The sequence below is a fragment of the Aquipluma nitroreducens genome, assembly GCF_009689585.1.
Lineage (GTDB): Bacteria > Bacteroidota > Bacteroidia > Bacteroidales > Prolixibacteraceae > Aquipluma > Aquipluma nitroreducens.
Window position 1 is genome coordinate 1,009,541 of the sequence record NZ_AP018694.1, and the last position, 25,190, is coordinate 1,034,730.

The following is a 25,190-nucleotide window of genomic DNA, read 5'->3' on the forward strand; positions in this document are numbered from 1 at the left end:
TTTCAGCGCTAATTTTTGGGCAAGATAAGTCTGTACTGCCGGACTCTGAAGAATGAGCCAGGAAGAAAAAAGAAGGACGAAAACCGTACCCAGTATTGGCAACCCTATTTTAAGTGTTTTTTTGATAATTTTGTGCCTCGAATTTGAATACAAAATAATACAAATACCCGAATAAAAACCAGTCTGTTCATGAATTAAACGAATGTTCAGGCTTTTTATTGATACTAATGAACAAAGAAAAGGACATCTTCATTTTAGGAATCGAATCATCATGCGATGATACTTCGGCTTCGGTTCTACAGAATGGCGTTTTGCTTTCAAATATCATTGCAGGGCAAAAGGTTCACGAAGCATACGGAGGCGTGGTCCCGGAACTTGCCAGCCGCGCACATCAACAAAACATTGTTCCGGTGGTCGATCAGGCCATTAAGCAGGCTGGCCTCAAAAATGAGGACATCACAGCAATTGCTTTTACCCGTGGTCCAGGATTATTGGGTTCGTTGTTGGTTGGAACTTCTTTCGCCAAAGGGTTTTCGCTTGCAACAGGCGCACCGATGATTGAAATCAACCACCTTCAGGCACACGTTCTGGCACATTTTATTCAGGAAAAAGACACACCATACGATCCTCCAAAGTTCCCATTCCTATGTTTGTTGGTTTCGGGTGGCAATTCGCAGATTATTTTGGTGAAAGATTACCTCGACATGGAAGTGATTGGCCAAACCATTGACGATGCTGCCGGTGAGGCATTTGACAAATGCGCCAAAGTAATGGGTCTTCCCTACCCCGGAGGTCCGTTTGTCGATAAGCTGGCTAAAGAGGGCAATCCGGATGCTTTTAAATTCTCAAAACCACGCATTCAGAACTTCGATTATAGTTTCAGCGGATTAAAAACAAGTTTTCTGTACTTCCTTCGCGACCAACTGAAAGAAAACGAAAACTTCATTGAAGAACGAAAAGCCGACTTGTGTGCTTCGTTGCAAAAAACGATTATCGATATTTTGCTCGATAAACTGATTAAAGCGGCCAAAGAAACCGGCATCAACGAAATTACTGTTGCAGGCGGTGTTTCGGCCAATTCAGGATTACGAAATGCACTGATGGAGACTGCGGCAAAACGTCGCTGGAAAATGCACATCCCTAAATTTGCGTTCACCACCGACAATGCAGCCATGATTGCAATGACCGGACATTTCAAATATTTGAAAGGTGAGTTTATCGGAATGGATGCTGTTCCTTTTGCACGAATGGACATAAAAGTGTAAAAAAAAGGGAGTAGAGAACTAAAATCTACTCCCTTTTTTCTTGTAATAAGTTCAACCAGATTTCAATTTTATTAAGCTAAGTGCGTCCTCTGAGGCAACCTTGTTTTACTTTTCGTCTCAGATGTTGTATTAAATATTTTATCAATTATGGTTTCTTTACCGATTTGGATGAATAAATAAAGAGAGGAATGCAGTGAAGATATCTGGATTAGTAAAGTTACTTCGAATGGAAATACAAAACAAAAATGCCTGAATTTCAATGAAATTCAGGCATTTAGACTTGCGGAGAGAGAGGGATTCGAACCCCCGGACCGCTCACACGGTCAACGGTTTTCAAGACCGCCGCGTTCGACCACTCTGCCATCTCTCCAAACGCGGTGGCAAAAGTAGAACATTTTTTTAGACTACAAAAACATTTGTTAAAAAAAGTCAGGAAATAATTTTAAAAAAAACTTTAGATAAGGGTTGCTTTTTTGAATCAGAATTAGGAATTTAGTATCATATTAAAATTAACCATTTGAAAGTATTGATTTTATTAAGGTTATTGCTTTTTTAGGTTGCCTTTATTTCATAAATTCGAATGATTTTAATTCAGATATTTTTAACCTTAAACAAGTTTTCTTATGAACAAAGCACAATTAATCGATGCAATTGCTGAAAAAGCTGGTTTAACAAAAGCAGATGCTAAAAAAGCATTAGATGCTTTCGTTGATGCCACATCTGATGCCTTAAAAAATGGCGATCGTGTAGCTCTTATTGGATTTGGCTCTTTCTCAGTTGCTTCGCGCAGCGCAAGGACCGGCAGAAACCCACAATCTGGTGCAACAATTGAAATCCCTGAAAAGAAAGTTGTTAAATTTAAACCAGGTGCTGAATTAGCTGATACTATCTAGTATTTTCCTGAAAAATTTACAAAGGGGACGCATTTCAATAGTGCGCCCCTTTTTTTTATCTTTGCTTCCCCAAAAAAGATATCATGGATGCCGACTTGATTCAGTTTCTTTCAGGATTTATTACTCCCGAAAGACTTACTTTATTTAATAAAATACTCTCTCAGCGAACGAATTACCTGACAGTTGTACTTGAAGATTTGTACCAGACTCAGAATACCAGTGCAGTAGTTCGCACTGCCGATTGTTTCGGCATTCAAAATGTTCATGTCATTGAAAATAAGCACGCTTTTGAGGTTAATCCCGATGTGGTGCGTGGTGCAAGCAATTGGGTTTCGGTAATCCAACACAATGGTACCGCGATGAATACTCCGGAAGCACTTCAGAAATTACGAAGTGAGGGTTATCGGATAGTTGTTGCAACTCCACACGATCATGATGTTGCTTTGGAGAATTTTGATCTGGAAAAAGGAAAAGCCGCCATTGTTTTTGGTTGCGAACGTCCCGGACTTACCGAATGGGCCATGAAAGAGGCCGACGAATACATGAAAATCCCGATGGTTGGCTTTACCGAAAGCCTGAATGTTTCGGTTGCAGTAGCGGTAACTTTACATCATTTGACCCACCAACTTCGTAATCACACTGACATTGATTGGCATTTGACTGATATCGAAAAACAAGAAATACTACTCAATTGGCTTCGCACGTCGATAAAACGGGTAGATTTACTCGAAGCGAAATTTGAAGAATTGAATAAATAACTGAAGACATGGACGTATTTGCTGAAAAGTTTGCCGACATCAAGATATTGCGATACTCGGTTCCTGAGTTCGAAAAACTGACTTTAAACCAAAAGATATACATCTATTATCTTTCGCAGGCAGCGCTTTGTGGCCGCGATATCTTGTGGGATCAGAATAATCGCCACAATTTGGCTATTCGTAAAGTTGTTGAAACGATTTACAAGTCTTTCAAAGGCAATCGTGAAACCACGGAATTTCAGCAATTCGTGATTTACCTGAAAAGGGTTTGGTTTTCAAGCGGAATCCATCATCATTATTCAACCGAGAAAATACCGGCTGGTTTTTCTGAGGCTTATTTTAATAAACTTGTGGTGCAATCCGATTGGGCTAGCTTTAAGTCGCCTTCTGAAAAAAGTTTCGAAGCGATCATTCCGGAAATTAAAAAGGTCATTTTTGATCCGGAAACAGAAAGAAAGCGGGTGAATCTGGATTCAGAAAAGGATCTCCTTGTTTCTTCAAGCAATAACTATTACCAGAACGTGAAACAAGCCGAAGCCGAAAAGTTCTATGCAGATTTGAAATTGACTGCCGGTCAGGAACCGGTTTCTTTTGGCCTGAATTCGACATTGATAAAAGAAGACGGTCAATTGAAGGAAAAGGTTTGGAAATTAAATGGCAAATACGGGAAAGCCATTGAGCAGATCATTTTCTGGTTGGAAAAAGGGAAAGACTATGCCGAAAATGATCTTCAGAAAAAATACATCGGTTCTTTGATCGAATATTATACCACAGGGGATTTGGCAAAATTTGATGAATACAGCATCGACTGGGCGCTGGAACAGGCTGGCCATGTTGATTTCGTAAACGGGTTTATTGAAGTTTATGGCGATCCGTTGGGCATCAAAGGTAGTTGGGAGTCAATTGTAAATTACAAAGATCGGGAAGCCACCAAGCGAGCCACTATTTTAAGCGAAAATGCGCAGTGGTTTGAAGATCATTCGCCGGTTTCACCTGAATTTAAGAAGGCGGAAGTGAAAGGCGTTAGTGCAAAAGTGATCAACGTGGCAATTTTAGCGGGAGATTGCTACCCGGCAACGCCAATCGGAATCAATTTGCCCAATGCTGAATGGATTCGTGAAACTTATGGATCAAAATCTGTGACCATCGAAAACATTACTCAAGCTTATTTCCTCGATTCGATGGGCAATGGAATGCTCGAAGAATTTGCCGGTTCCGCAGAAGAAATTGAACGGGCTAAACAATACGGTTACCTGGCCGGAAACCTGCACACCGACCTGCACGAATGCCTGGGACACGGTTCAGGAAAAGTTTTGGAAGGAGTAAATACCGATGTTTTAAAGAATTATTATTCGACCATTGAAGAGACAAGAGCCGATCTTTTTGCCTTGCATTACATCATGGATGAGAAATTAGTGCAATTGGGGTTGGTTCCTTCCATCGAAGCCGCGAAGGCTGAATTTGATGCTTATTTGCGTAATGGACTGCTAACCCAACTGACGCGCATAGAACCTGGGAAAGACATTGAAGAGTCGCACATGCGCAACCGCCAATTAATTTCCCGTTGGGCTTATGAAGCAGGGAAAGCGCAAAATGTGGTCGAATTTATTTATTCTAAAGGAAAAACTTTTGTCAGGATTAATGATTATCAAGAGTTGCGGAGCTTATTTGGTCAACTTTTGAAAGAAATTCAGCGAATTAAATCGGAAGGCGATTTTGAAGCTGCCCGTAATTTGGTCGAGAACTTTGGAGTAAAAGTTGACCGTCAATTACATGAAGAAGTACTGGAGCGTTTTAAAAAGCTTGATTTGGCTCCATACGCTGGATTTTTAAATCCGGTTTATGAGCTTAAAACCTGGCCTTGCGGTACTCCAAACGATGTGCTAATCAATTACGATGAAGATTACACTTCACAAATGTTGAGATACAGTAAAGAATTTGGCTTTTTGCCGATGGAGAATGACTAACAGAGGAAATAGTCATTAGTCATTGCGAAAATAGAGTCGAATTGATGTTTACCAGCCCCTAATAAAGTTCGCAAGCGTCTGATCGGCGATCAATAACATCTTGCACCCGTTCAACAATATCTTGAAGGCATTCAACGACATCTTAATGCCGTTCAAAACAATCTTAACGACGTTCGAAGGCATCTTAAAGGCATTCAAGAGCATCTTAACATCGTTCGAAGGCATCTTAACGGCGTTCGAAGGCATCTTAATGACGTGCAATAGCGACTTAACAGCATTCAATGGTGTCTGAACATTGTTCAGGAACCTCTTACCTACAATCGTCTTACGATTTAAACCAATCCTTCACCACTTCGGCGTATTGATTTTCATTTTTATGCCTGTAGATATTTTCCTTCGGGAAATAGGTGTAATCCGCAGCATATTTTTCATGATTGGTAACAATATCGCGAAGCGCCTGAATGAATATTTCAATTTCGTGATTGGTTGTGGTTGGATGCAACGACCAACGCACCCAGCCTGGCTTCAGGGATAAATCGCCCTGATTAATTCTGCAAGTAATTTCATCTGATAATTCGTGACTCACTTCAAGCAAAATATGGCCGTAAGTTCCGGCACAGGCGCAACCTCCACGCACCTGAATGCCGTGCAAATCGTTCAGCAATTTCACCAGTAAATTATAATGAATAGCTACCACGTAAAAGGAGATAATCCCCAAACGGTCGCGATGGGCGCTATCCATGATCTTTACTTCAGGAATGCTGTCGAGTCCGGCGAATGCAATTTTAAGCAATTCATTTTCGCGCTGATGAATGTTTTCGACGCCCATTTTCTCTTTCAGCCTGATGCAAAGTGCGGTTCTGATGTTCTGTAGAAACCCCGGGGTCCCGCCATCTTCGCGGACTTCAATGTTGTCGACGTATTTATAGTCACCCCACGGATTGGTCCAATCAACGGTTCCGCCACCAGGCTGATCAGGTACTGAGTTGTGATACATCGATTGATCAAAAACTAAAACTCCGGAAGAACCCGGGCCTCCCAGAAATTTGTGTGGCGAGAACATGACGGCATCCAGTTTTTCCAATGGATCTTCCGGATGCATATCAATCTGATCGTATGGCGCTGAGGCGGCGAAATCGACAAAAGCCACACCGCCGTTTTCGTGCATAATTTTGGCCATTTCATAATAGGGAGTGCGAATACCTGTAACGTTGGAGCATGCGGTAAACGAGCCAATTTTAAATGGGCGATCTTTATATTCTTCCAGTTTTTTTCGAAGATTATCCGGAGATACCTGCATGTTTTTATCCGGATCAATAATAACCACATCGGCGTTGGTTTCGTACCAACTGGTGTGATTCGAATGGTGTTCCATGTGCGTGATAAAAACCACAGGTCTTTCGCGCTGTGACAGACACCCTGTATGATTAACCTTTCCGCAGTATTTAAGACCAAGCATGCGCTGAAATTTGTTGATTACTGCTGTCATTCCTGAACCTGCGGTAATAATAATATCGTTTGGCCCTGCATTCACATGCGCTTTAATGATTTGCTGCGACTGATGGTAGGCATGAGTCATTAAAGCTCCGGTCTCGCTGGTTTCGGAATGTGTATTTCCAACAAAAGGACCAAAAACTTCGGTGATTTGCTTTTCTATCGGTCGGTAAAGACGCCCACTGGCAATCCAGTCGGCATAAATTATTTTTTTTTCACCAAAGGGCGATTTGAAATATTGATCGATACCAATAATTTCTTTCCGGAACGAATCAAAATACGATTCAAGGTTTGTCATGATTTTCGTGTATTCAAAATGCGTTGCAAAATAAACTCTTTCCGTCAGATAAAAAGAGAATAATATCAGTTTTTGTCACCTCAAAAATAGTGTATCTGTCAATCTTGGTGACAAAAAGTCATTTTTGAGTCGTGGTATAGTCTTTGAAAATTCAACGCTCATAAAATGAAGTTTAACTAAAAATATAAAACAATGCAAAAAGGAAAAATAGGCGTAAGCAGTGACAATTTATTCCCGATTATTAAAAAGTTTTTGTATTCCGATCACGACATCTTCCTTCGTGAAATCGTATCGAATGCAGTAGATGCCACGCAGAAGTTGCGCACCTTGGCTTCAAAAGGAGAATATTCCGGAGATGTTTCCAATGCGAAAGTTTCTGTAAAAATCGATAAAGATGCCAAAACCATTACAGTGTCTGACAATGGTATTGGGATGACTTCCGAAGAAGTAGAAAAATTCATTAACCAGATCGCTTTTTCAGGAGCAGAAGAATTTCTGGATAAATATAAAGACGATGCAAATGCCATCATTGGTCATTTTGGACTTGGTTTTTATTCGTCATTTATGGTTTCAAATCAGGTTGATATTATTTCCAAATCGTACCGCGAAGGCGCAACTGCAATTCGCTGGGAATGCGACGGAAGCCCGGAATATACACTCGAAGCCGCTGAACGGGCTGAAGTAGGTACCGATATTGTGATGCACATCAATGCCGATTCGGAAGAGTTTCTGGAAAAAGCACGGATTAGTGAAATGCTGAACAAGTATTGCAAATTCCTTCAGGTTCCGGTGGTTTTCGGTAAAAAAACAACCTGGAAAGATGGCGCTGAAGTAGATACTGAGGAGGATAACCAGATTAACGATGTGGCTCCGGCATGGACAAAAAAACCGGTTGATCTGACTGAAGAGGATTACAATAATTTCTATCGCCAACTGTATCCAATGGCTGAAGATCCGCTGTTCAACATTCACCTGAATGTGGATTATCCCTTCAATTTGACTGGTATTTTATATTTCCCGAAACTGAAAAATACGGTTGAAGTTCAGAAAAACAAAATTCAGCTTTATTCGAATCAGGTATTTGTAACCGATTCGGTTGAAGGAATTGTTCCTGAATTTTTAACACTGCTTCATGGAGTGCTCGATTCTCCTGATATTCCGCTGAATGTTTCGCGTTCGTACCTGCAAAGCGATTCGAATGTAAAGAAAATCAGCAGCCACATTACTAAAAAAGTGGGCGACCGTTTGGCTCAATTGTTTGCCGAAAAACGTGAAGACTTCGAAACGAAATGGGACGATTTGCGCCTGTTTATCGAATATGGCATGTTGACCGAAGATAAATTCTATGAAAAAGCGGAGAAATTCTTCCTATTTAAAAATACCGACAACAAGTTTTTTACAATGGAAGAATACGAAAGCTTGATTAAACCGGAACAAACTGATAAGGATAACAACCTGGTTTATTTATACACCAATAATCCTGAAGAACAGTACTCGTTTGTGCAGGCAGCCAAAAACAAAGGATACGATGTTTTGGTCATGAATAATGTACTTTCGACACCGTTGATTAACAAACTGGAACAAAAATACACCAGCAAACGGTTTGTTCGTGTTGATTCGGATGTGGCCGAGCACCTGATCGCAAAAGAGGAACCAAAGCACGAATTAAGCTGGGAAGAAAAGAACGAATTGAGTCCTATTTTTAAAGCTGTTTGTCCTGAAAATAAGGATTATGGCTTTGTTGTCGATTTCAAAGACTTGGGCGAAAACAGCTTTCCAATGGTGATTACCCGCAACGAATTTATGCGCCGCATGAAAGATATGAGCGCTATGCAGGGCGGTGGAATGAGCTTCTATGGTGATCTTCCTGAAAACATGAATCTGGTGGTAAATACTTCTCATCCTTTGGTGAAAGAGATTTTTGAAGCCCGCGATGCTGCAATTGGCTCTGAACTGGAAACGATAAAAAGCAACCTTCAGGCAAAAACCGCTGAAAAGGAAGAAGTAGATCAAGCGAAAAAAGATAAAAAAGACGAAGAAATTCCTTCGGAAGTGAAAGAAAAATCGGAAGATTTGGAAAGAGCAATCAATGCCTTGAAGGATGAGCAGAAAGCCAAACTGACTGCATTTGGTAAAGAAAATAAGCTGGCCAAACAACTGGTTGATCTTGCGCTGCTTGCCAACGGGATGTTGAAAGGTGAAGATCTGGATAAATTCGTTAAACGCAGCTTTGAGCTGATCAAATAATAAGTTCCACAGTATAGGTTAAGGCAGATTTTCTTCGGAGAATCTGCCTTTTTTCATGTGGCGAAGCAACCAAAATTGAGTTGTTGCATCTATTAGGAAACAAAATATGATTATCCATTGAAAACAATTAAACAATGAACAGAAACTTGTATTTAATTTTGATGTTGGCATTTGTACTGCCTTTTGCCTCGTGCAACGACGAAGAAACAATTGAGTCTAAAACAGTAGTTCTTGAAACCGATTTTAACAAAGTTGCCAGTTCCAATCCGCCCGATGGATGGTCGGCGGTATTTGCTGAATATCCGGATGGCAAAAATGAATTTTATGAACTCAATTCAGGAATTAAAAATTTACCGCAGCCTCTTGATCAGGCAAAAAAAGCATTCATGCTGTCAGGGAATAACCACAGCGATGCTTTGCAAATGTGGCTGGTGAAACAATTGAGCGGCTTGTCTCCAGAATCGAAATATTCGATTGAGACAGAAATTGAACTGGCATCGAAGTATCCAGGCGGAAGTGTTGGTATTGGCGGATCACCGGGAAACGCAGTGCATTTAGTATCCAAGTTTGCGACCCAAGGTTACACCCTTGAAAAGGGGAAAACCGAAGGCGATAATATACAACTGGTACTTAAAAAAGTGGAAGCTGTTCCCGAATCGGTGTTGAATATCGATTTGGGTGATGTTGCAATCACTTCCGACCAGTATGTTTACAAGCTAATTACCCGAAAAAAATCATCGGATACCAATACGGCAGTGACCGATAAAGATGGTAAATTGTGGGCAATAGTCGGCACGTGGTCGGGTTTCGAAGGCATTTCAACCTTGTATTATACCCGCATAAAATTCACCCTGACAAAAACTTAGGAGGTATTCTTCCCACTAATTCAGGCAAAACAGAAAAGTCATTTCCTTCGGGATTTGGCTTTTTTGTTTGTTTTTAATTGAATGTTTATCGGCTAAATTGTCCATTTAAAAATAAAGATTCTAAATTTGGACTTCAATGATAATTCCATAAGATGAAAGAAAAATTAGAAGCTTTTACCCGCCTGTTGGAAATTATGGACGAGCTTCGCGAAAAATGTCCATGGGACAAAGAGCAAACGTTTGAATCGCTCCGGAAACTAACCATCGAAGAAACATACGAACTGGCTGATGCCATCCTGAATAACGACCTGAATTCGATTAAAAAAGAACTGGGCGACCTGATGTTGCACATTGTTTTCTATGCCAAGATAGGGTCAGAGAAGAACGCTTTCGATATGGCCGATGTATTGAATTCGATTAACGAAAAGCTGATTTACCGTCATCCGCATGTGTTTGGCGATGTTGATGTGGCCAATTCGCGCGAAGTGGAGCAAAATTGGGAAACACTGAAATTGAAAGAAAAAGGAGGAAACAAGCGAGTTCTGGAAGGTGTTCCGGCAGCGATGCCTGCTTTAATTAAAGCTAACCGGATTCAGGAAAAAGTGAGCGGGGTCGGTTTTGACTGGGAATACAAAGAGCAGGTTTGGGATAAGGTGAAAGAAGAAATCAATGAGCTGAGTGTGGAGATTGATCAGGTAGATCAGGATAAAATTGAAGGCGAATTTGGCGATCTGTTTTTTGCGATGGTCAATGCTGCAAGGTTATACGGAATCGATCCTGAAACGGCTCTTGAACGAACCAACCTGAAATTTATGAAACGATTTAATTACCTCGAAAGCGAAACATTGCAAAAGGGCATAGACCTGAAACAGATGAGCCTGGCCGAAATGGATGTGATCTGGGACGAAGCGAAACGATTGGAAAGGCTTTAAAATAGAATCTGCATAAACAACCCCGAATGAAATCAAATCTGAAATGTAAGCTGACAGTTTTATTTGCCCTCGTTGTTTTTTCAAATGTTTTATTTGCACAAATCGATACCATTCGTTTCAATAAATATTACTTTAAAAAATACTGGACCGACGCAAAAGCAATTGCTGTTTCACCAGCAAAATGGGATTCAAAAGATTGGACTAAACTCGGTGTTTTTGTAGTTGCTGAATGTGGATTGTCGTTTGCTGACCAGCCGGTTAAGGATTTTTTTCAGTCGCACAAAAACAACTCTGAAAGTTATGTTTCACGAAATATACTTGAACACTTTGGTGCTGAACACAGCTTTATTGTGATGTCAGGAATATTAACCTACGGAATGCTGGCGAAAGATAAAAAATATGTGAGTACGGCATTGCTGGCTTTGGAAAGTTTTGCTTTAGCAAGTTTGGTAACAAGAATTCCGAAAACCATAGTTGGACGGGAACGTCCTGACAATTGGCAGGGCGATGGGCCATTCACTTTTAATGGCCCGTTTCATGGGAATAGTTTCCCTTCAGGGCATACTACCGCTTCGTTTGCTGTTGCATCGGTCATTGCCACGCAATTTCGCGACAGCAAATGGATTCCCGTAACAGCTTATACGGTCGCTGGACTAGCCGGTTTGTCGCGTATTTACGATAACAAGCACTGGTTGACAGATGTGGTTGCCGGTGCGACTATTGGAACACTTGTTGGAAATTTGGTTAGTCATCGCACCTCAAATTCGAAACTTACAGTTGTTCCTTTTGGAAACAGAAATTTTCAAGGAGTAAGGTTAGCTTATACCTTGTAATTAATAGTGAAATAAATAGCTTTGCATAAGATTATAAAACATACTAAAATTGATTTATGCGTAAATATATCTACATTTTCCTGACTGGATTTTTACTCCTGAATTCATGTTCAACCGGACAGAAATCGCTTGAACAGGGTAATTATTACGACGCTATAATGAAAGCGGTTGGCCGTTTGAGCAGTGACCCCGACAATCGGAAAGCCTCGCAGGTGATCAGTGAAGGTTATCCATTGTCTGTTACCTATTATCAGGAAGAAATTGACAAGATTTTGACCAGCAATGATCCGTTTAAGTGGAAACGGACGCTTGAAATTATGCAAACCGTAAACCAAATGTCTGATGAAATACGTCGGGTTCCGGCGGCCCGCAAATTAGTTCCGTCGCCCAAAATGTACACTTCAGAATTGACTGATGTGCAAAACCGTGCGGCGCAAGAATTTTACGATGCAGGCCTGGATGCCTTAAGTCGTAAAACACGCGAAGCTGCGAAGCAGGCTTACTTTCATTTTCTAAATGCTGATGCTTTGGTTCGCGGATTTAAAGATACCCAGCAAAAGATGTTGCTTGCAAAAAATATAGCCACCTTGAACGTGGTGGTCGAACAAATTCCAGTGAACGGGAAATTTGAATATTCTGCCCAGTTCTTTTACGATAATGTTTTTCAGATGCTCAACGAACGATTTCAGGAAAAGGATTTCGTGCATTTCTTTTCTCCTGAACAAGCAGAACAAGCCAAATTAAAGTTCCCTGATATGGTTTTGCAAATGGGGTTCTACGATTTTTTCATCGACCGTCCGCAGCATTCCGAAGAACAGTTGGAACTGAACAAACAAATCGAGGAAAAATACACGGTGAAAATATCGAAAGATTCAACGGTTACCCGTACCCGAATGATTCCGAAGAAAGGAAAGATTAAAATATTGACTGATCAGGTGGCTTCCGGAGGTTTGCTTGAGTTGAAAACAGTCGAATTTCAGTCGCAGAAAATTGTATTTACCGATAAAATTCCGGGACAATACATGTGGCAGAATAAATATGGGATTTTTGTCGGCGACAATGAGGTTCTTGATAAAGATCTCAGCAATATACTGAAGAATAAAATGATTATGCCTCCACCTGCGCAAGATATGTTTGTGTTGTTTACCAAACCTATTTTCAATCAATTGGCCGATAAACTGACCAATTACTTCAGGCAATACAATTAATGCAACGTCTCTACAAAAACAAACGGATCAACCAATAATCAAAAACGAAGAAATGGCTTCCATTTCGCCCAAACAAGGATCATTATCATCGGTTATTCGTTCATATAAATCGTCAGTTTCTAAACAATGCCGGGCAATTCATGCCGATTTTGTTTGGCAAACCCGGTTCCACGATCGTATTATTCGGGATGAAAGTGAATTCTGGAAAATCAGGGAATACATTTTGAACAATCCGGGAAATTGGGGCAAAGACAAATACAACCAACCTTAATTGTAGAGACGTGCATGCAACGTCTCTACAGAATAATGATCAACATTTTGGCAATGCTGTAAACAACGCCAATCCTGCCTTGCTGGTCTCTTTGTAGTCGTTCGAAAGATTTTTCCCCGTTTTATACATCGTTTCAACCACCTGATCGAAACTAATCCGGTGTCGGCCATCCGACATCAGTGCATACGTATTGTGCGCCAGCGCACGTTCGGCAGCAAAGGCATTTCGTTCGATGCACGGAATTTGAACCAATCCGGCAACCGGGTCGCAGGTTAGCCCTAAATGATGTTCAATGCCCATTTCAGCCGCATATTCAATCTGGTTGATCGTGCCACCCATCATTTGGTTGGCCGCTGCCGAAGCCATGGCGCAGGCTGTTCCAACTTCGCCCTGGCAGCCCACTTCAGCTCCCGATATGGATGCGTTGTGTTTGACGAGTGAACCAATTAACCCTGCCGTTGCCAACGCTTTGTAAATCTGCTGCAAATCTGCATCATATACTTTCTGGTAGTGTTTCAGCACAGCCGGAAGCACGCCACATGCACCGCAGGTTGGGGCTGTTACAACCAGTCCACCTGAAGCATTCTCTTCGGAAACCGCCAGCGCATAAGCAAATAATTTCGACCGTTTTTTGAATGGGCCACTGAAATTTTGAGCTTTCAGGTTAAACGAACTCGATTTGCGCGGAAGCATTAAACCGCCCGGCAAAGTGCCTTCTTTTTTCAGTCCGCGGGCAATGGCAGCATCCATCACGCGCCAAACTTCTGCCAGATAATCCCAAATTCCCGGGCCTTCGTGATCTTCCACAAATTCCCAGAGTTGTTTCCCGTTTTCGTGGCACCAGTTTAAAATATCTTCCAATTTACTGAGGGTATATACGTTGCGTGTTTCGAGTTCCGAAAGATCGTCGATAATGGCTCCACCACCCACGCTGTAAACTGTCCAGCTTTTAATAAGCTCCATCGTTTCATTAAAAGCTTCAAACTTAAGCGCATTAGGATGTTTGGGCAAAAAAGTTTCAGGTTCCCAGCAAATTTCAATGGATTTATTACTGAAAATTTCCTGAATGGCAACATCGGTTAAGTGCCCTTTACCTGTAGCAGCCAGGCTTCCGTAGAGAAAAACCCGGAAACGCACAGCTTCCGGCATAGAATCAAAAAAACGTTTGGCTGCTTTAGCCGGCCCCATGGTATGACTACTCGAAGGTCCGTGACCTATTTTATATATTTCCCTGATCGATTCCATATTTGATAATTATGCTGCAAATTAACTTTAGTCACTCTTGGATAAAGGTAACATTTGTCAGGATTTGAACGTTTCATATTCAACAAATTCGTAATCCTAAAAAAATGGGATAAAATTGGTCGGATTAATGAACAATACCGGTTTATTTATCTTTATTCAGGAAAGAATACATAAAACAGAAATTAATGAAACGATCGTGATTCTTGGAATGAATAATCGAAATGATTTTTCATGATCGTGCAGATTCCATGTAAACGTTAAACAATTAAAATTAGACACATGAAATGTTTAAAAAATTTATCTCCACAACCTTTGTGGAACTATTTTGAGGAAATATGTCAGATTCCGCGACCTTCAAAAAAAGAAGAGAAAATCATCGGATTTTTGCTCGATTTTGCCGCTAAAAATAATTTAATAGCCCGATTGGATGATGTTGGTAATGTGTTAATCAGCAAACCCGGAACTGCTGGACGTGAAAATGACCAAGTGGTTATTTTGCAATCGCATTTAGATATGGTTTGCGAGAAAAACAGCGAAACTATACATGATTTCGAGGTTGATTCGATTAAAGCTTACATCGATGAGGGTTGGGTTCGAGCGCAGGGCACAACTTTAGGATCTGACGACGGAATTGGTATTGCAGCACAGATGGCCGTTTTAACGTCAACAAACTTATCACATGGACCAATTGAATGTTTGTTTACAGTTGATGAAGAAACAGGGCTTTCGGGAGCATTTGCCCTTCAACCCGGATTTTTAAGCGGCACTGTTTTACTCAATCTCGATTCGGAAGATGAGGGCGAATTATTTATTGGCTGTGCCGGTGGAATTGACACCGTTGGCACTTTGAAATATAGTCCTGAAGATTTGCCGGTTGGGTCATATGCAATGAAGCTGGAAATTAAAGGTCTTTTGGGTGGGCATTCTGGCGACGACATCAACAAAAATCGTGGAAATGCCATCAAAATCCTGAACCGTTTCTTGATGGATGCTGATCGTAAATTTGATATGCATCTTGCCGATCTTAAAGGTGGAAACCTCAGAAATGCCATTGCCCGTGAGGCTTTTGCTGTTGTTGTGGTGCCACAGTCTCAAAAAGAAAGTTTAGTCGTGGAGTGGAATGTTTTCACTTCGGAAATGGAATTTGAATTTGAAAGATCGGAACCCAAACTCATGATGCACCATCAATCAGTTGAATTACCCGAATTTGTGATTGATTCGGATACGAAGACCAGATTGTTGCACCTGATAGCAGCTTGCCCACATGGTGTTCTGGAAATGAGTAGCCGAATGGCAGGCATGGTGGAAACATCAACGAACCTGGCATCGGTTAAATTTTCAGGAAAGAATGAAATCATGCTGGTTACCAGTCAGCGCAGTGAAATTGACAGCCGAAAATTAATGGCTGCTGAGATGGTTGCATCGGTTATGTTTTTGGGTGGGGCCACAATTGAACACTCAGAGGGTTATCCGGGATGGACCCCGAATCCTGATTCAGTGGTTGCCAAAATCGCTGCCGATTCGTACAAAAAACTGTTCGGCAACGATCCGGTCGTAAAATCAATTCATGCCGGATTGGAATGTGGATTATTCCTCGAAAAATATCCTGAACTCGATATGGTTTCATTTGGCCCGACCATTCGCGGAGCACATTCTCCCGATGAACGCATCAGCATCGAAACTGTCGATAAATTCTGGAAATTGCTGGTTGAAGTGCTTGAAAATATCAGATAGTAGTTGTAGCAAAAGTCATTGATCCACGAACCCAGTCACCCCGAATTTATTTCGGGGTCTAATATAAATTAAGCTGAGATCCTGAAACAAGTTCAGGATGACGGGATCAATGACTTTTGCTACCTCCTCTTTTTCGTTTCGGTATTTTGGTAAAAATTTGCATCTTCACAACACCAAAAACCAAAACCATGAACCGAAAATTATCCGCTCTTCTTTCCCTAGTAATTTTAATTTCTTCAGTATTATCTATTCAGGCTCAGGAAAACTGGACACACCTTCGCGGGAGTAACCTCGATGGACATTCAGTGAGTCAAAATGCTCCGGTAAGCTGGAGCGAAACTAGTAATATTGCATGGAAAACCGCCATACGTGGGGTTGCCTGGTCATCGCCGGTTGTTTTTGGCGACCAAATCTGGACCAGTTCAGCTACCGAGGACGGGAAGGAATTGTTTGCCATTTGTACTGATTTTAACTCCGGAAAGATTCTGAAAGAATTAATGCTTTTCAGGCCCGATTCGGTTCAGCATATTCATCCAACCAACAGTTATGCCACTTCAACGCCTTGTATCGAGAATGGTTTTGTTTATGTGCATTTTGGTACTTACGGAACAGCTTGTGTGAATACCCGGACATTCGAAATTATCTGGACACGCACCGATTTAAATTGTGAGCACATGCAGGGCGCAGCTTCTTCACCTTTCATTTATAAAAATTTACTGATTTTGCACATCGAAGGAACTGATGTTCAGTACCTGGTAGCTTTGGATAAACGAACCGGAAAAACGGTTTGGAAAACAGATCGTCCGCGCGAATTTTACGACAACATTGAACCGGTTTCCCGAAAAGCCTACTGCACGCCAATCGTGATAACAGTCAATGGGAAAGATCAGTTGATCAGCAATGGTTCGCAGTTGGCAATTGCCTACGAACCTGAAACCGGCAAAGAAATTTGGCAGGTTTTTTACGGCGAAGACTCAACTGTTGCCATGCCTTTAAGTTACAACGGGATGGTTTATGTCAATTCGGGTTGGATGCTTCCGAAAGATGGCAGTCCGTTTTATCCCCGTTTGCTGGCAGTCGATCCGACCGGAACCGGCGATGTAACCAAAACACGCGTACCCTGGGAAGTTGACGTAGATGTTCCGCAGATTTCGACACCTGTAATTGTGGATAGTCTCCTGTATATGGTTCACGAGCGCGGAACGTTAACTTGCCTGAATGCTAAAACCGGGGCTGTTGTTTGGAAAGAAAAGTTGAAAGATCAATTTAATGCATCTGTTTTGTATGCCTCCGGAAATATTTATTTGTTCCCCGTAAAAGGGAAAACCTACGTAATTAAACCGGGCCTTACTTTTCAACTGGTTGCAGAGAATCAGTTGGATGGACAAGTTAAGGCAACTCCGGCCATTGTTCGCGACAATATTATTTTCCGAACAGATAAATTTTTGTACCGGATTGGGAAATAAGGATATAGACACAAAACATTGTGTCTCTACAATCTATACCATGGCTCCGGCAATTCCGGCAAAGTCATGCGGATGCGCCATTCCTTCGGAAAGTAGTTGTTGGCGCGGTTTCCGAGATTTTTAACGAAACCTAATGGTACGCCCTGATATTTTACCAGCAGCCAGCCTTTTGTGGTTGAACTGATCCGTATTTCGTCCTTTTTCTGAAAAAGTAAAGCGTCGCGCAAATCAAGTTCGATGGATTCAAATACATCCGGATTTCTATCTACCGAAAGTGCAAAAGTATGTTCGGGCAACAAATCATTTTTCTTGAATTGGGCAACCGGAAGACCAAAGCTGATAACCCGCAGTTGCTCTGAAAGTGCATTCAATACCGGAATTTTGCTTTCAGGAAAGGCAATCAGAAATTCACTTTTGGCAAAAAACCCCGAATCAGAAGTACTCAGCCAGTTTCGTATTTCCGCAAATTGCTTTGGCATATTTTCGAACCGTGATTTCATTTTTTTCGAGATTGGATAGGAGTCACTTCCGTCTTTTTTGCGGATCAAGGTCAGGAAAAAGCCTTCGCCTTTTACCTTGTGCGGAAGGAAGCGGTAACCAAACATTCCATCCGTTTCAATTTCTTCAACGCCCCAGTTTTCCTGAAGAGGAATCCGGATGCTTTCAACTTCGTTGTTTTCGGCCAGCCATTTCAGGTTTTCCTCGTTTTCAGCCGGATTGAATGTACAGGTGCTGTAAATCAGGTAGCCACCGTTTTTTAATGCCGGCCAAACATCGGCCAGAATGCGACGTTGACGGGTTGAACAGAGGTTTGTATTATCCACCGACCATTGCTGAATGGCCGAAGCATCGCGACGGAAAAGTCCTTCGCCTGAGCAGGGCGCATCAACCAGCATGACATCGAACATTCCATCCAGATCGCTGAAGTCTGCCGGATCATTGCTGCAAACCACCACATTTTGATGTCCCCATTTCCGAATATTTTCATCCAAAACTGACACGCGCGAGCGAATGACTTCATTGGCAACAAGCAAATCGCTGCTGTCAAGCAAACTAAGTAAATGCGTCGATTTTCCGCCGGGTGCAGCGCACAAATCCAGAACAATTCGGTTTTTGCTGTGTTCAATTTGCCTGAAGGCCTGCTCCACGAACATCGAACTGGCCTCCTGAACGTAATAAGCTCCGGAATGAAAAATGGGGTCTAATGTAAACGAAGGCCGCTCATTCAGGAAAATACCTGTGTCGCACCACGGAATTCGTTCCGAAGCAATTGGGACATTGAATTTTCGCGGATTGGTTCGCAAACTAATGGCCGGAACCTGATCGATGGATTGAATAAAGCGATCAAAATCAGCAGGAAACTGAGTCTGGATGCGATCAAGAAACGCGATTGGTAATATTTCGGATGTCTTTTCGATGATTTTTTAAGTTTTCTTGTGATATTTGCCGGCAAGATAAACGGATTGAGTAAGAAAAACAAATAAGCTATGGTTGATCAGAATATCGTTTCGGACTTGAACAAACAGGCCGATGCAGCCAATTTGGTGGGAATGTTGGAGAAAATTGCTCAGCAATTTCAGGGGAAAGCTGTTTTTACAACCAGTTTTGGGATCGAAGATCAGGTAATTACCGATATGATTTTCAATAATAACCTGGACATCAAAGTGGTGACTCTGGATACAGGCCGCCTGTTCGAAGAAACTTACAAGGTGTTTAACCGCACTGTAGACAAATACGGGAAAATGGTTGAGGTTTATTTTCCTAAACACGAAGCTGTTCAGAAGATGGTGACCGAAAAAGGGCCATTGAGTTTTTATTTATCGCTCGAAAACCGCAAAGAATGTTGCAATATCCGGAAAGTTGAACCACTTAAAAGGGCGTTGGCAGGCAATGAATGTTGGATTACCGGGTTGCGTGCTTCTCAATCGGAAAATCGCCATGATCTCGATTTCTTTGTTTGGGATGCCGGATTTCAACTGGTTAAATTTAATCCACTGTTACACTGGTCGCTCGAAGATTGCCAGAAGTATGTGAAGGAAAACAATGTTCCGTATAACGTGCTCCACGACCGTGGTTTTGTTAGTATTGGATGTGCTCCTTGTACCCGCGCCATCCAGCCCGGAGAAGATTTCAGGGCTGGTCGGTGGTGGTGGGAAAACAACTCAAAAAAGGAATGCGGGTTGCATACCCATCAGGAGTAAAAATGCAATTTGTTGGTATTTTTTCAGGTTGTCAGATTTTCAACTTGTAAACTCAGGCATATTACTGAAAAATAGTTGGTAAAAAGCTCTGTAGAGCTCATTGCTATTGATATTACAGGAAGTTTGATGAAATTGGTTTCATCAAACTTTTTATGTTTATGAAAAAATCAAAAAAAACGCTGTTGGGCATGTGGTTATACTGATGTAATTCGTTGGGGAAAACAAAACGGGAAACAACGTTTTAAGTGCAAAAGGTGTGATATTTTTCTAACCGATAATCGACCAGAGCAGCGTGTCCAAAACAGGTTCGTTTGGTTTCGGAAATGGGTTCTGGAACGTCAGACATATCAGACATTAAGCAGAGACAGCGGTTTGTGCAGGGATACACTTCAACGGACATTCTACCAGTTATTAGAGCAAGCCCCTCGGATAAAAATAATCAAGCGAGAGGGTGTTCATTTTCGAATAGATGCTACCTATTTTGCAAAGTTTTGTGTGGTATGTTATCAGGACGACTATGACGGCTATACTCAGTTATTGCGTTTTACTGATGGGGAGCATTATGAAGAGATCAGGGAAGATCTTGCTAATTTGCTCAAGCTGGGGATACAGATTGAAAGTATCACAAGCGATGGTCATAAAAGTGCTCTGAAAGCCATCCGGAAGTCAGTTCCTGATGCCATTGTGCAGCGTTGCCTGGTTCATATTCAACGCATGTGCCTGATATGGCTGACCCGTTATCCCAGGCACCCAGCAGGACAACAGTTACGCAGATTGGTGCTACAGATTCTTAAAATCGAAACTGAAAATGACCGTATTTACTGGACCAGAGAATTTCTAAGTTGGCATGAATTTCACAAAGATTACCTGAATGAACGAACCTATAATACAGAAACCGGGAGGTATTGGTATACCCATAAACTACTCAGGCGTTCTTATATAACCATCAAACGGGCTTTGCCAAACATGTTTCATTACCTGTCAAACCCTGCTATTCCAAAGACCACAAATGGGATAGAAGGCTATTTCAGTCATCTGAAAAATCACCTGGATATCCATCGTGGATTAACGGTAAAACATCGGATCAACTTCATCAAATGGTACATCTATTTTACAAACGAAAAATGAGTTTTTTTAGCCATGTAGCATCCCAGTAATACAAAAAGGCAGCCAAACTGACTGCCCTTGTATTACTGTAAATGCATTAATCTTATTGCTGACAAGTTGATCTCCACCAGAGCCTGTTTCCTCTTCAGATTAATGGCGGGAGTTTACAAATTATTATTCTAAAAATCACCAACTATTTTTCAGTACATTACCTAAACTCATAACTTATAACTTTTTCAGCATCCACAAACCACAACCAAAGTGTTTGGTGTTGCCCATTGGAGCCTTTAGATATTCGAAGCCAAATTTGGCATAGATTTTCAAAGCCAGATGCAGTTCGTCTAAAGTTTCGAGGTAAACCTGCTGAAATCCAATTTCCTTCGCAGTTACAAGGCATTTTTCGATTAAAGTACGCCCCAAGCCAATTCCGCGAGCTTCAGGTAACAAATACATTTTCACCAATTCGCAAGTTCCTTCGGGTAATCCTTCCGTTGGAAATATTCCGCCACCGCCCAAAATCCGACCATCTGCCTCAGCAACAAAATAAACAGACTTTGGCATTTGAAACAGTTCGAACAAAGCATCGGTTGTCGGATCAAAAAATACGGTTCCCGGATTGGCGGCACCAAACTCTGCCAAGGTATTCCTGACAATCAGCGCCAGAGCTGGATTATCGCTGGGTTGAATCGGGCGAATCGTAATGTTGGATATCGTTAGCATCGACTTCGATTTGAAAATTCAGACCCAAATCTATCAATTTATCTCTTTCGAACATCCAAATTAGCAACTTCAACGTCATTTTTAAAAATTACTATCTTTAACAGCGCAACCATTCTTCGAATACCAAAGCAGATTTAAATTGGTTGTATAAATTTTATCCGCATTGAGAATAATAGCTGCCCTCATTCAGTCGAACATTTATATTTCCCTGGCCGCAGTTGCACTGACAGTGGGCACACAGGTGCAACTTGGAATGCGTCCTCAATGGCATCCGTACCTTTTTATCATTTTCTTCGCAACACTGTTCGAATACAACCTTCACCGGCTGATTACGGTGCTTACCAACAAGGAAGCGCTAAAATCGGAAAAGCACCGCTGGGTAAACGAAAACATGAAAGCCTTTTACCTGTTGGTTTTTATTTCTGTAATAGGTTTTGGAGTGGTGGCTTTGTTGGCGAAAAAAGAGGTTTTGGTTACTTTTGCCCCCATCGCATTAATTACGGTTCTCTATTCCATCCCCGTTTCTGCAAATCCGAAGCATCTGTTGAGACTGCGCGAAATACCCTATCTGAAAATATTCATGATTGCTGCAATATGGTCGGCTTCAACGATTCTTTTACCCATTGTACAATCTTCTGAAACTTTCAGCCAAACGCACATTTTCGCAATGCTGTCCGAGCGGTTTTTCTTCATTCTGGCGATCACCATTCCGTTCGACATTCGCGACCTGGAAGCCGACCAGCAACAGGAATTGAAAACCATTCCCATGCTTTTGGGCGAAAAGAATTCGCTAAAACTTTCTTATTTCTTTCTTTTCGTTTTTCTTCTTGGCTCAGCATTTCACTATGCTCCTGAAAAGGAATGGATGATCCTTTGGGCCATGTGCCTTTCAGGAATAACAACGTATTTCTTCCTGAAAATGGATTATTTCAAAAGGATGCTGTTTTATCACTATGGTATACTGGACGGAACCCTTTTGTTGCAAGGAATATTGGTGATTATTTTCGGCTGTTTTGCCTGTACTTAAAACCGATCAATTTATACCTTTCCACCATTCAGTTTGAGTACCGAAATTACTCAAATCAACCAACTCGCCAATCATCGGATGAATAATCGGAACATCCAGACGGTGAGCTTCTTTAGTAACCCGTTGGATTGGTTCGTCCCACGCATGGAGCGACAAGGCAAACTTCGCCCAATGAACCGGCATCATTGTCTTTGCCTTTAAATCGATTGCCGCCTGAACGGTTTGCTCGGGCATCATGTGTATGTATTTCCAAGATTTGTTGTACTGCCCGCATTCGAGCAATGCCAGATCAAATGGTCCATGCTCTGCGCCAATCTTTTCAAAATGAGTATCGTAACCCGAATCACCACCAATGAAAATCTTTTTCGAGGGCGATTGAAAAACAAAAGAGCACCAAATGGTCTGATTTCGCTTGAAAGTTCGTCCGGTAAAATGTCGCCCGGGGGTTGCGGTTATTTTAAATCCTGATTCCAGAATGGATGATTCATTCCAGTCCAATTCAACGATTGATTTTGGATCGAAGCCCCAATGTTCAAAATGAGCGGCGGTACCCAATCCGGTAATAATTTTGCCAACCTTTGGCTTCAGTTCCACCACTGTTTTATAGTCGAGATGATCCCAGTGGTCGTGCGTAATAATCAAATAATCAATCGGTGGAATTTCTTCCGGCGAATAAACATCGCTGCCCTTAAAGCTTTTCACCATAAACGAAAAAGGTGAAGCGCTTCCGGAGAAAACCGGATCGACCAATATCTTTTTGCCATCAATCTGCATGAAATAGGACGAGTGACCGAACCACACCAATAAATCCTTTTGCGGATCAAGATCGAACAAATTGGTTTTTACCGATGGCAAACTCACCGATGGCGCTTTTCGTTTACTGATCTTGAAAATCCCGTCTCTGATCATTTCAAATTTAGAGACATCTTCGGCAAAAGTTGGCGTAAAATTCAAGTTCTGAAATTGTCCATTGCGGAAGTTAGATGAATGCTCAATACGCTTCAAACGTTCACCCGACGGAGCTTTTCCAAATTGAGCCTGATTCATAATTAGAATAGTGGTTATCGACACCAGAACCACAATGAATAATAGTATATACATAGCTTTTTTCATTTTTTTACTTTGCTTTTGCCAACAGCTTCATATCTTTCATTTCCAGAATATTTTTGAATATCCGATCAATGAGGCGTTGATCATTGCTGCAGCCAAATCCTTTAATTTTATTACATAACCGGGAGCGATTGCTTTCATCATAGAGAACAACCAACCCAGATACCTGTAAGTTTTGTAATAAGTTTGCGTTGGTTTTAAGGATAAAAACGGTTCGATTCCGCCCGGACGAAAATTATATACTTGTTTGAAAGGCAACTTCATTAAATCGTTTTCGGTTTTGCCTTTTACTCGTGCCCACATCGATCGCCCCTTCTCTGTGCTATCGGTGTTTGCTCCCGAAATATAACAAAAAGTCATATCGGGATTGAGCGATGCAAGTATCTTAGCAAAACCCAAGGTCAAGGTATAAGTCAGCTTCGTGTATTCTGTTTCACTTTTACCAACTGATGTTACTCCAAGACAGAAGTAACAAGCATTGTAGCCTTTTAATCTATCGTTGATTGATGTAAAATCCAGAAAGTTATCGTGAATAATTTCAGTTAGCTTTGGATTAGAATAACCACATGATTTGCGGGTTATCACCAAAACCTTTTCCACTTCAGGATGATTCAGGCATTCATGAAGAACACCTTCACCAATCATTCCGGTGGCGCCTGTTATAACGACTTTTAGTCTATTCATTGCTTCCAGTTCAAATTTATTTCTTTTACTAATGGAGACGTAAACGACAAGCTTATATTTTAGTTGTTGGCATAATATTTGAAAACAAAGTCGAAATTTTCAGCCATGAAACAAATCTCCATAATACTGCTTTGTCTTAGTACTATTGTACTTACCAATTGTTCGGCACCAAAAAATATAATAAGGCTAAAACCTCAATCTGAAAAAACAAGCTGGTTTTACGGCCAGGAATTTACGGGCGACTCTGTATTTGGTATTATTGCCAAAGTAGCCTTTGATGAAGTAGATCAACCCTGGTATAAGTTCGATGTCGAAATCACAAATCGATCGAACATGGACTATCTGGTAGATCCTGCACAAATTTTCATGGTGCCTATGAACGGGAAAAACGAACCCTTAACCGGTGATACAATCTTTGCAGTGAATCCTGAAGCGAAAATCATGGAACTCGACAGAAGCCTGTCCGTCAATTCATCGAATCAAAAGAATGCCCTTGGATTGAGTCTTCTGGCCGCGGGTATCGACATCGCTACCGGAATAGCGGTTATGAGCGATGACAATCCCAAAAATGATAATCTACGAACAGATCTACTGCCACTTGCTATTGCCTCAGGGGCTGACAACAAATTCGAAGCTCTTGATCTGAATGAACTTCGTGATACCTGGAAGTCGACCACTTTACGAAAAACAACTTTGGAAAAAGGTTTTGCCATACATGGGAAAGTATTGATTCCGGTTTCTCCGAATGCTTCCTATATTCAGTTGAATATACCTGTTGATAATGATCTGATCCGAATTAATTTTATGCAAGTGAAATTTATTCCTTAGTTCTGCAAAACAAATCAGGGTTTCGCGTCGAACGAA

The 25,190-nt window shown here is 41.4% G+C and carries 21 protein-coding genes, 1 tRNA gene and 1 pseudogene; 16 read left to right on the forward strand and 7 right to left on the reverse strand.

Annotation, left to right across the window (positions count from 1 at the left end; translation table 11 throughout):
• Window positions 1–227: 227 nt before the first annotated feature.
• Entirely contained in the window at window positions 228–1,265 is a 1,038-nt protein-coding gene (gene tsaD, locus AQPE_RS04145) for a tRNA (adenosine(37)-N6)-threonylcarbamoyltransferase complex transferase subunit TsaD (RefSeq protein WP_318349787.1), read from the forward strand.
• 283 nt (window positions 1,266–1,548) lie between these two features.
• Here tsaD and AQPE_RS04150 read toward each other — a convergent pair.
• Window positions 1,549–1,635: transfer RNA gene (locus AQPE_RS04150), tRNA-Ser, on the reverse strand.
• 253 nt (window positions 1,636–1,888) lie between these two features.
• Here AQPE_RS04150 and AQPE_RS04155 point away from each other — a divergent pair.
• The 3 genes from AQPE_RS04155 (at window position 1,889) to AQPE_RS04165 (ending at window position 4,883) form a co-directional block, all read left to right on the forward strand.
• Window positions 1,889–2,158: an HU family DNA-binding protein gene (locus tag AQPE_RS04155; protein WP_318349788.1), complete on the forward strand. Its 270-nt coding sequence runs from the start codon at window positions 1,889–1,891 to the stop codon at window positions 2,156–2,158.
• 83 nt (window positions 2,159–2,241) lie between these two features.
• Window positions 2,242–2,916 (forward strand): TrmH family RNA methyltransferase, encoded by a 675-nt coding sequence (locus AQPE_RS04160; protein WP_318349789.1) that lies wholly within the window; start codon window positions 2,242–2,244, stop codon window positions 2,914–2,916.
• Between the two features lie 8 nt (window positions 2,917–2,924).
• The gene (locus tag AQPE_RS04165) at window positions 2,925–4,883 is read left to right on the forward strand and encodes a dipeptidyl-peptidase 3 family protein (protein ID WP_318349790.1); all 1,959 of its coding nucleotides are present in this window, start codon (window positions 2,925–2,927) and stop codon (window positions 4,881–4,883) included.
• Window positions 4,884–5,208: 325 nt separating this feature from the next.
• On the opposite strand, the gene AQPE_RS04170 is transcribed toward AQPE_RS04165, so the two are convergent.
• Window positions 5,209–6,675, reverse strand: a complete 1,467-nt coding sequence (locus tag AQPE_RS04170; RefSeq protein WP_318349791.1) for an aminotransferase class V-fold PLP-dependent enzyme — start codon at window positions 6,673–6,675, stop codon at window positions 5,209–5,211.
• Window positions 6,676–6,867: 192 nt separating this feature from the next.
• Between AQPE_RS04170 and htpG the strand changes: the two genes are divergently transcribed.
• The 6 genes from htpG to AQPE_RS04200 all read left to right on the forward strand — a co-directional run bounded on the left by htpG (window position 6,868) and on the right by AQPE_RS04200 (window position 13,032).
• The gene (gene htpG, locus AQPE_RS04175; RefSeq protein WP_318349792.1) at window positions 6,868–8,922 is read left to right on the forward strand and encodes a molecular chaperone HtpG; all 2,055 of its coding nucleotides are present in this window, start codon (window positions 6,868–6,870) and stop codon (window positions 8,920–8,922) included.
• 134 nt (window positions 8,923–9,056) lie between these two features.
• Entirely contained in the window at window positions 9,057–9,788 is a 732-nt protein-coding gene (locus tag AQPE_RS04180) for a hypothetical protein (protein ID WP_318349793.1), read from the forward strand.
• Between the two features lie 152 nt (window positions 9,789–9,940).
• Window positions 9,941–10,720: a nucleoside triphosphate pyrophosphohydrolase gene (mazG, locus tag AQPE_RS04185; protein ID WP_318349794.1), complete on the forward strand. Its 780-nt coding sequence runs from the start codon at window positions 9,941–9,943 to the stop codon at window positions 10,718–10,720.
• Window positions 10,721–10,746: 26 nt separating this feature from the next.
• On the forward strand, window positions 10,747–11,553 hold the full coding sequence (locus AQPE_RS04190; protein ID WP_318349795.1) for a phosphatase PAP2 family protein: 807 nt from the start codon (window positions 10,747–10,749) through the stop codon (window positions 11,551–11,553).
• A 56-nt stretch (window positions 11,554–11,609) separates the two neighbouring features.
• The gene (locus AQPE_RS04195; RefSeq protein ID WP_318349796.1) at window positions 11,610–12,761 is read left to right on the forward strand and encodes a hypothetical protein; all 1,152 of its coding nucleotides are present in this window, start codon (window positions 11,610–11,612) and stop codon (window positions 12,759–12,761) included.
• 52 nt (window positions 12,762–12,813) lie between these two features.
• Window positions 12,814–13,032 (forward strand): hypothetical protein, encoded by a 219-nt coding sequence (locus AQPE_RS04200; RefSeq protein WP_318349797.1) that lies wholly within the window; start codon window positions 12,814–12,816, stop codon window positions 13,030–13,032.
• 39 nt (window positions 13,033–13,071) lie between these two features.
• On the opposite strand, the gene AQPE_RS04205 is transcribed toward AQPE_RS04200, so the two are convergent.
• A complete protein-coding gene (locus AQPE_RS04205) occupies window positions 13,072–14,277 on the reverse strand; it encodes an L-serine ammonia-lyase (RefSeq protein WP_318349798.1) in 1,206 nt (401 codons plus the stop codon).
• Between the two features lie 279 nt (window positions 14,278–14,556).
• Here AQPE_RS04205 and AQPE_RS04210 point away from each other — a divergent pair, with 279 nt between their 5' ends.
• Both AQPE_RS04210 and AQPE_RS04215 read left to right on the forward strand, forming a co-directional pair.
• Window positions 14,557–16,011, forward strand: coding sequence for an aminoacyl-histidine dipeptidase (locus AQPE_RS04210; protein ID WP_318349799.1), 1,455 nt, complete (start codon window positions 14,557–14,559; stop codon window positions 16,009–16,011).
• Window positions 16,012–16,199: 188 nt separating this feature from the next.
• Entirely contained in the window at window positions 16,200–17,477 is a 1,278-nt protein-coding gene (locus tag AQPE_RS04215; protein ID WP_318349800.1) for an outer membrane protein assembly factor BamB family protein, read from the forward strand.
• A 26-nt stretch (window positions 17,478–17,503) separates the two neighbouring features.
• On the opposite strand, the gene AQPE_RS04220 is transcribed toward AQPE_RS04215, so the two are convergent.
• Window positions 17,504–18,898, reverse strand: a complete 1,395-nt coding sequence (locus AQPE_RS04220; protein WP_318351315.1) for a methyltransferase RsmF C-terminal domain-like protein — start codon at window positions 18,896–18,898, stop codon at window positions 17,504–17,506.
• Between the two features lie 66 nt (window positions 18,899–18,964).
• Here AQPE_RS04220 and AQPE_RS04225 point away from each other — a divergent pair, with 66 nt between their 5' ends.
• Complete coding sequence (locus AQPE_RS04225; RefSeq protein ID WP_318349801.1) at window positions 18,965–19,678, forward strand: phosphoadenylyl-sulfate reductase; 714 nt, start codon at window positions 18,965–18,967, stop codon at window positions 19,676–19,678.
• Window positions 19,679–19,867: 189 nt separating this feature from the next.
• A pseudogene (locus tag AQPE_RS04230) lies at window positions 19,868–20,806 on the forward strand (IS256 family transposase, variant Zn-binding type); the annotation flags it as partial.
• 204 nt (window positions 20,807–21,010) lie between these two features.
• Here the strand turns inward: AQPE_RS04230 and AQPE_RS04235 are convergent.
• Entirely contained in the window at window positions 21,011–21,505 is a 495-nt protein-coding gene (locus AQPE_RS04235) for a GNAT family N-acetyltransferase (RefSeq protein ID WP_318349802.1), read from the reverse strand.
• A 163-nt stretch (window positions 21,506–21,668) separates the two neighbouring features.
• Here AQPE_RS04235 and AQPE_RS04240 point away from each other — a divergent pair, with 163 nt between their 5' ends.
• Window positions 21,669–22,532, forward strand: a complete 864-nt coding sequence (locus AQPE_RS04240) for a UbiA family prenyltransferase (protein WP_318349803.1) — start codon at window positions 21,669–21,671, stop codon at window positions 22,530–22,532.
• 6 nt (window positions 22,533–22,538) lie between these two features.
• Here the strand turns inward: AQPE_RS04240 and AQPE_RS04245 are convergent, their stop codons facing one another.
• Entirely contained in the window at window positions 22,539–23,633 is a 1,095-nt protein-coding gene (locus tag AQPE_RS04245; RefSeq protein ID WP_318349804.1) for an MBL fold metallo-hydrolase, read from the reverse strand.
• 48 nt (window positions 23,634–23,681) lie between these two features.
• Window positions 23,682–24,326: an NAD-dependent epimerase/dehydratase family protein gene (locus AQPE_RS04250; RefSeq protein WP_318349805.1), complete on the reverse strand. Its 645-nt coding sequence runs from the start codon at window positions 24,324–24,326 to the stop codon at window positions 23,682–23,684.
• A 105-nt stretch (window positions 24,327–24,431) separates the two neighbouring features.
• On the opposite strand from AQPE_RS04250, the gene AQPE_RS04255 reads away from it, so the two are divergent.
• Entirely contained in the window at window positions 24,432–25,154 is a 723-nt protein-coding gene (locus AQPE_RS04255) for a hypothetical protein (RefSeq protein WP_318349806.1), read from the forward strand.
• Window positions 25,155–25,190: the final 36 nt, after the last annotated feature.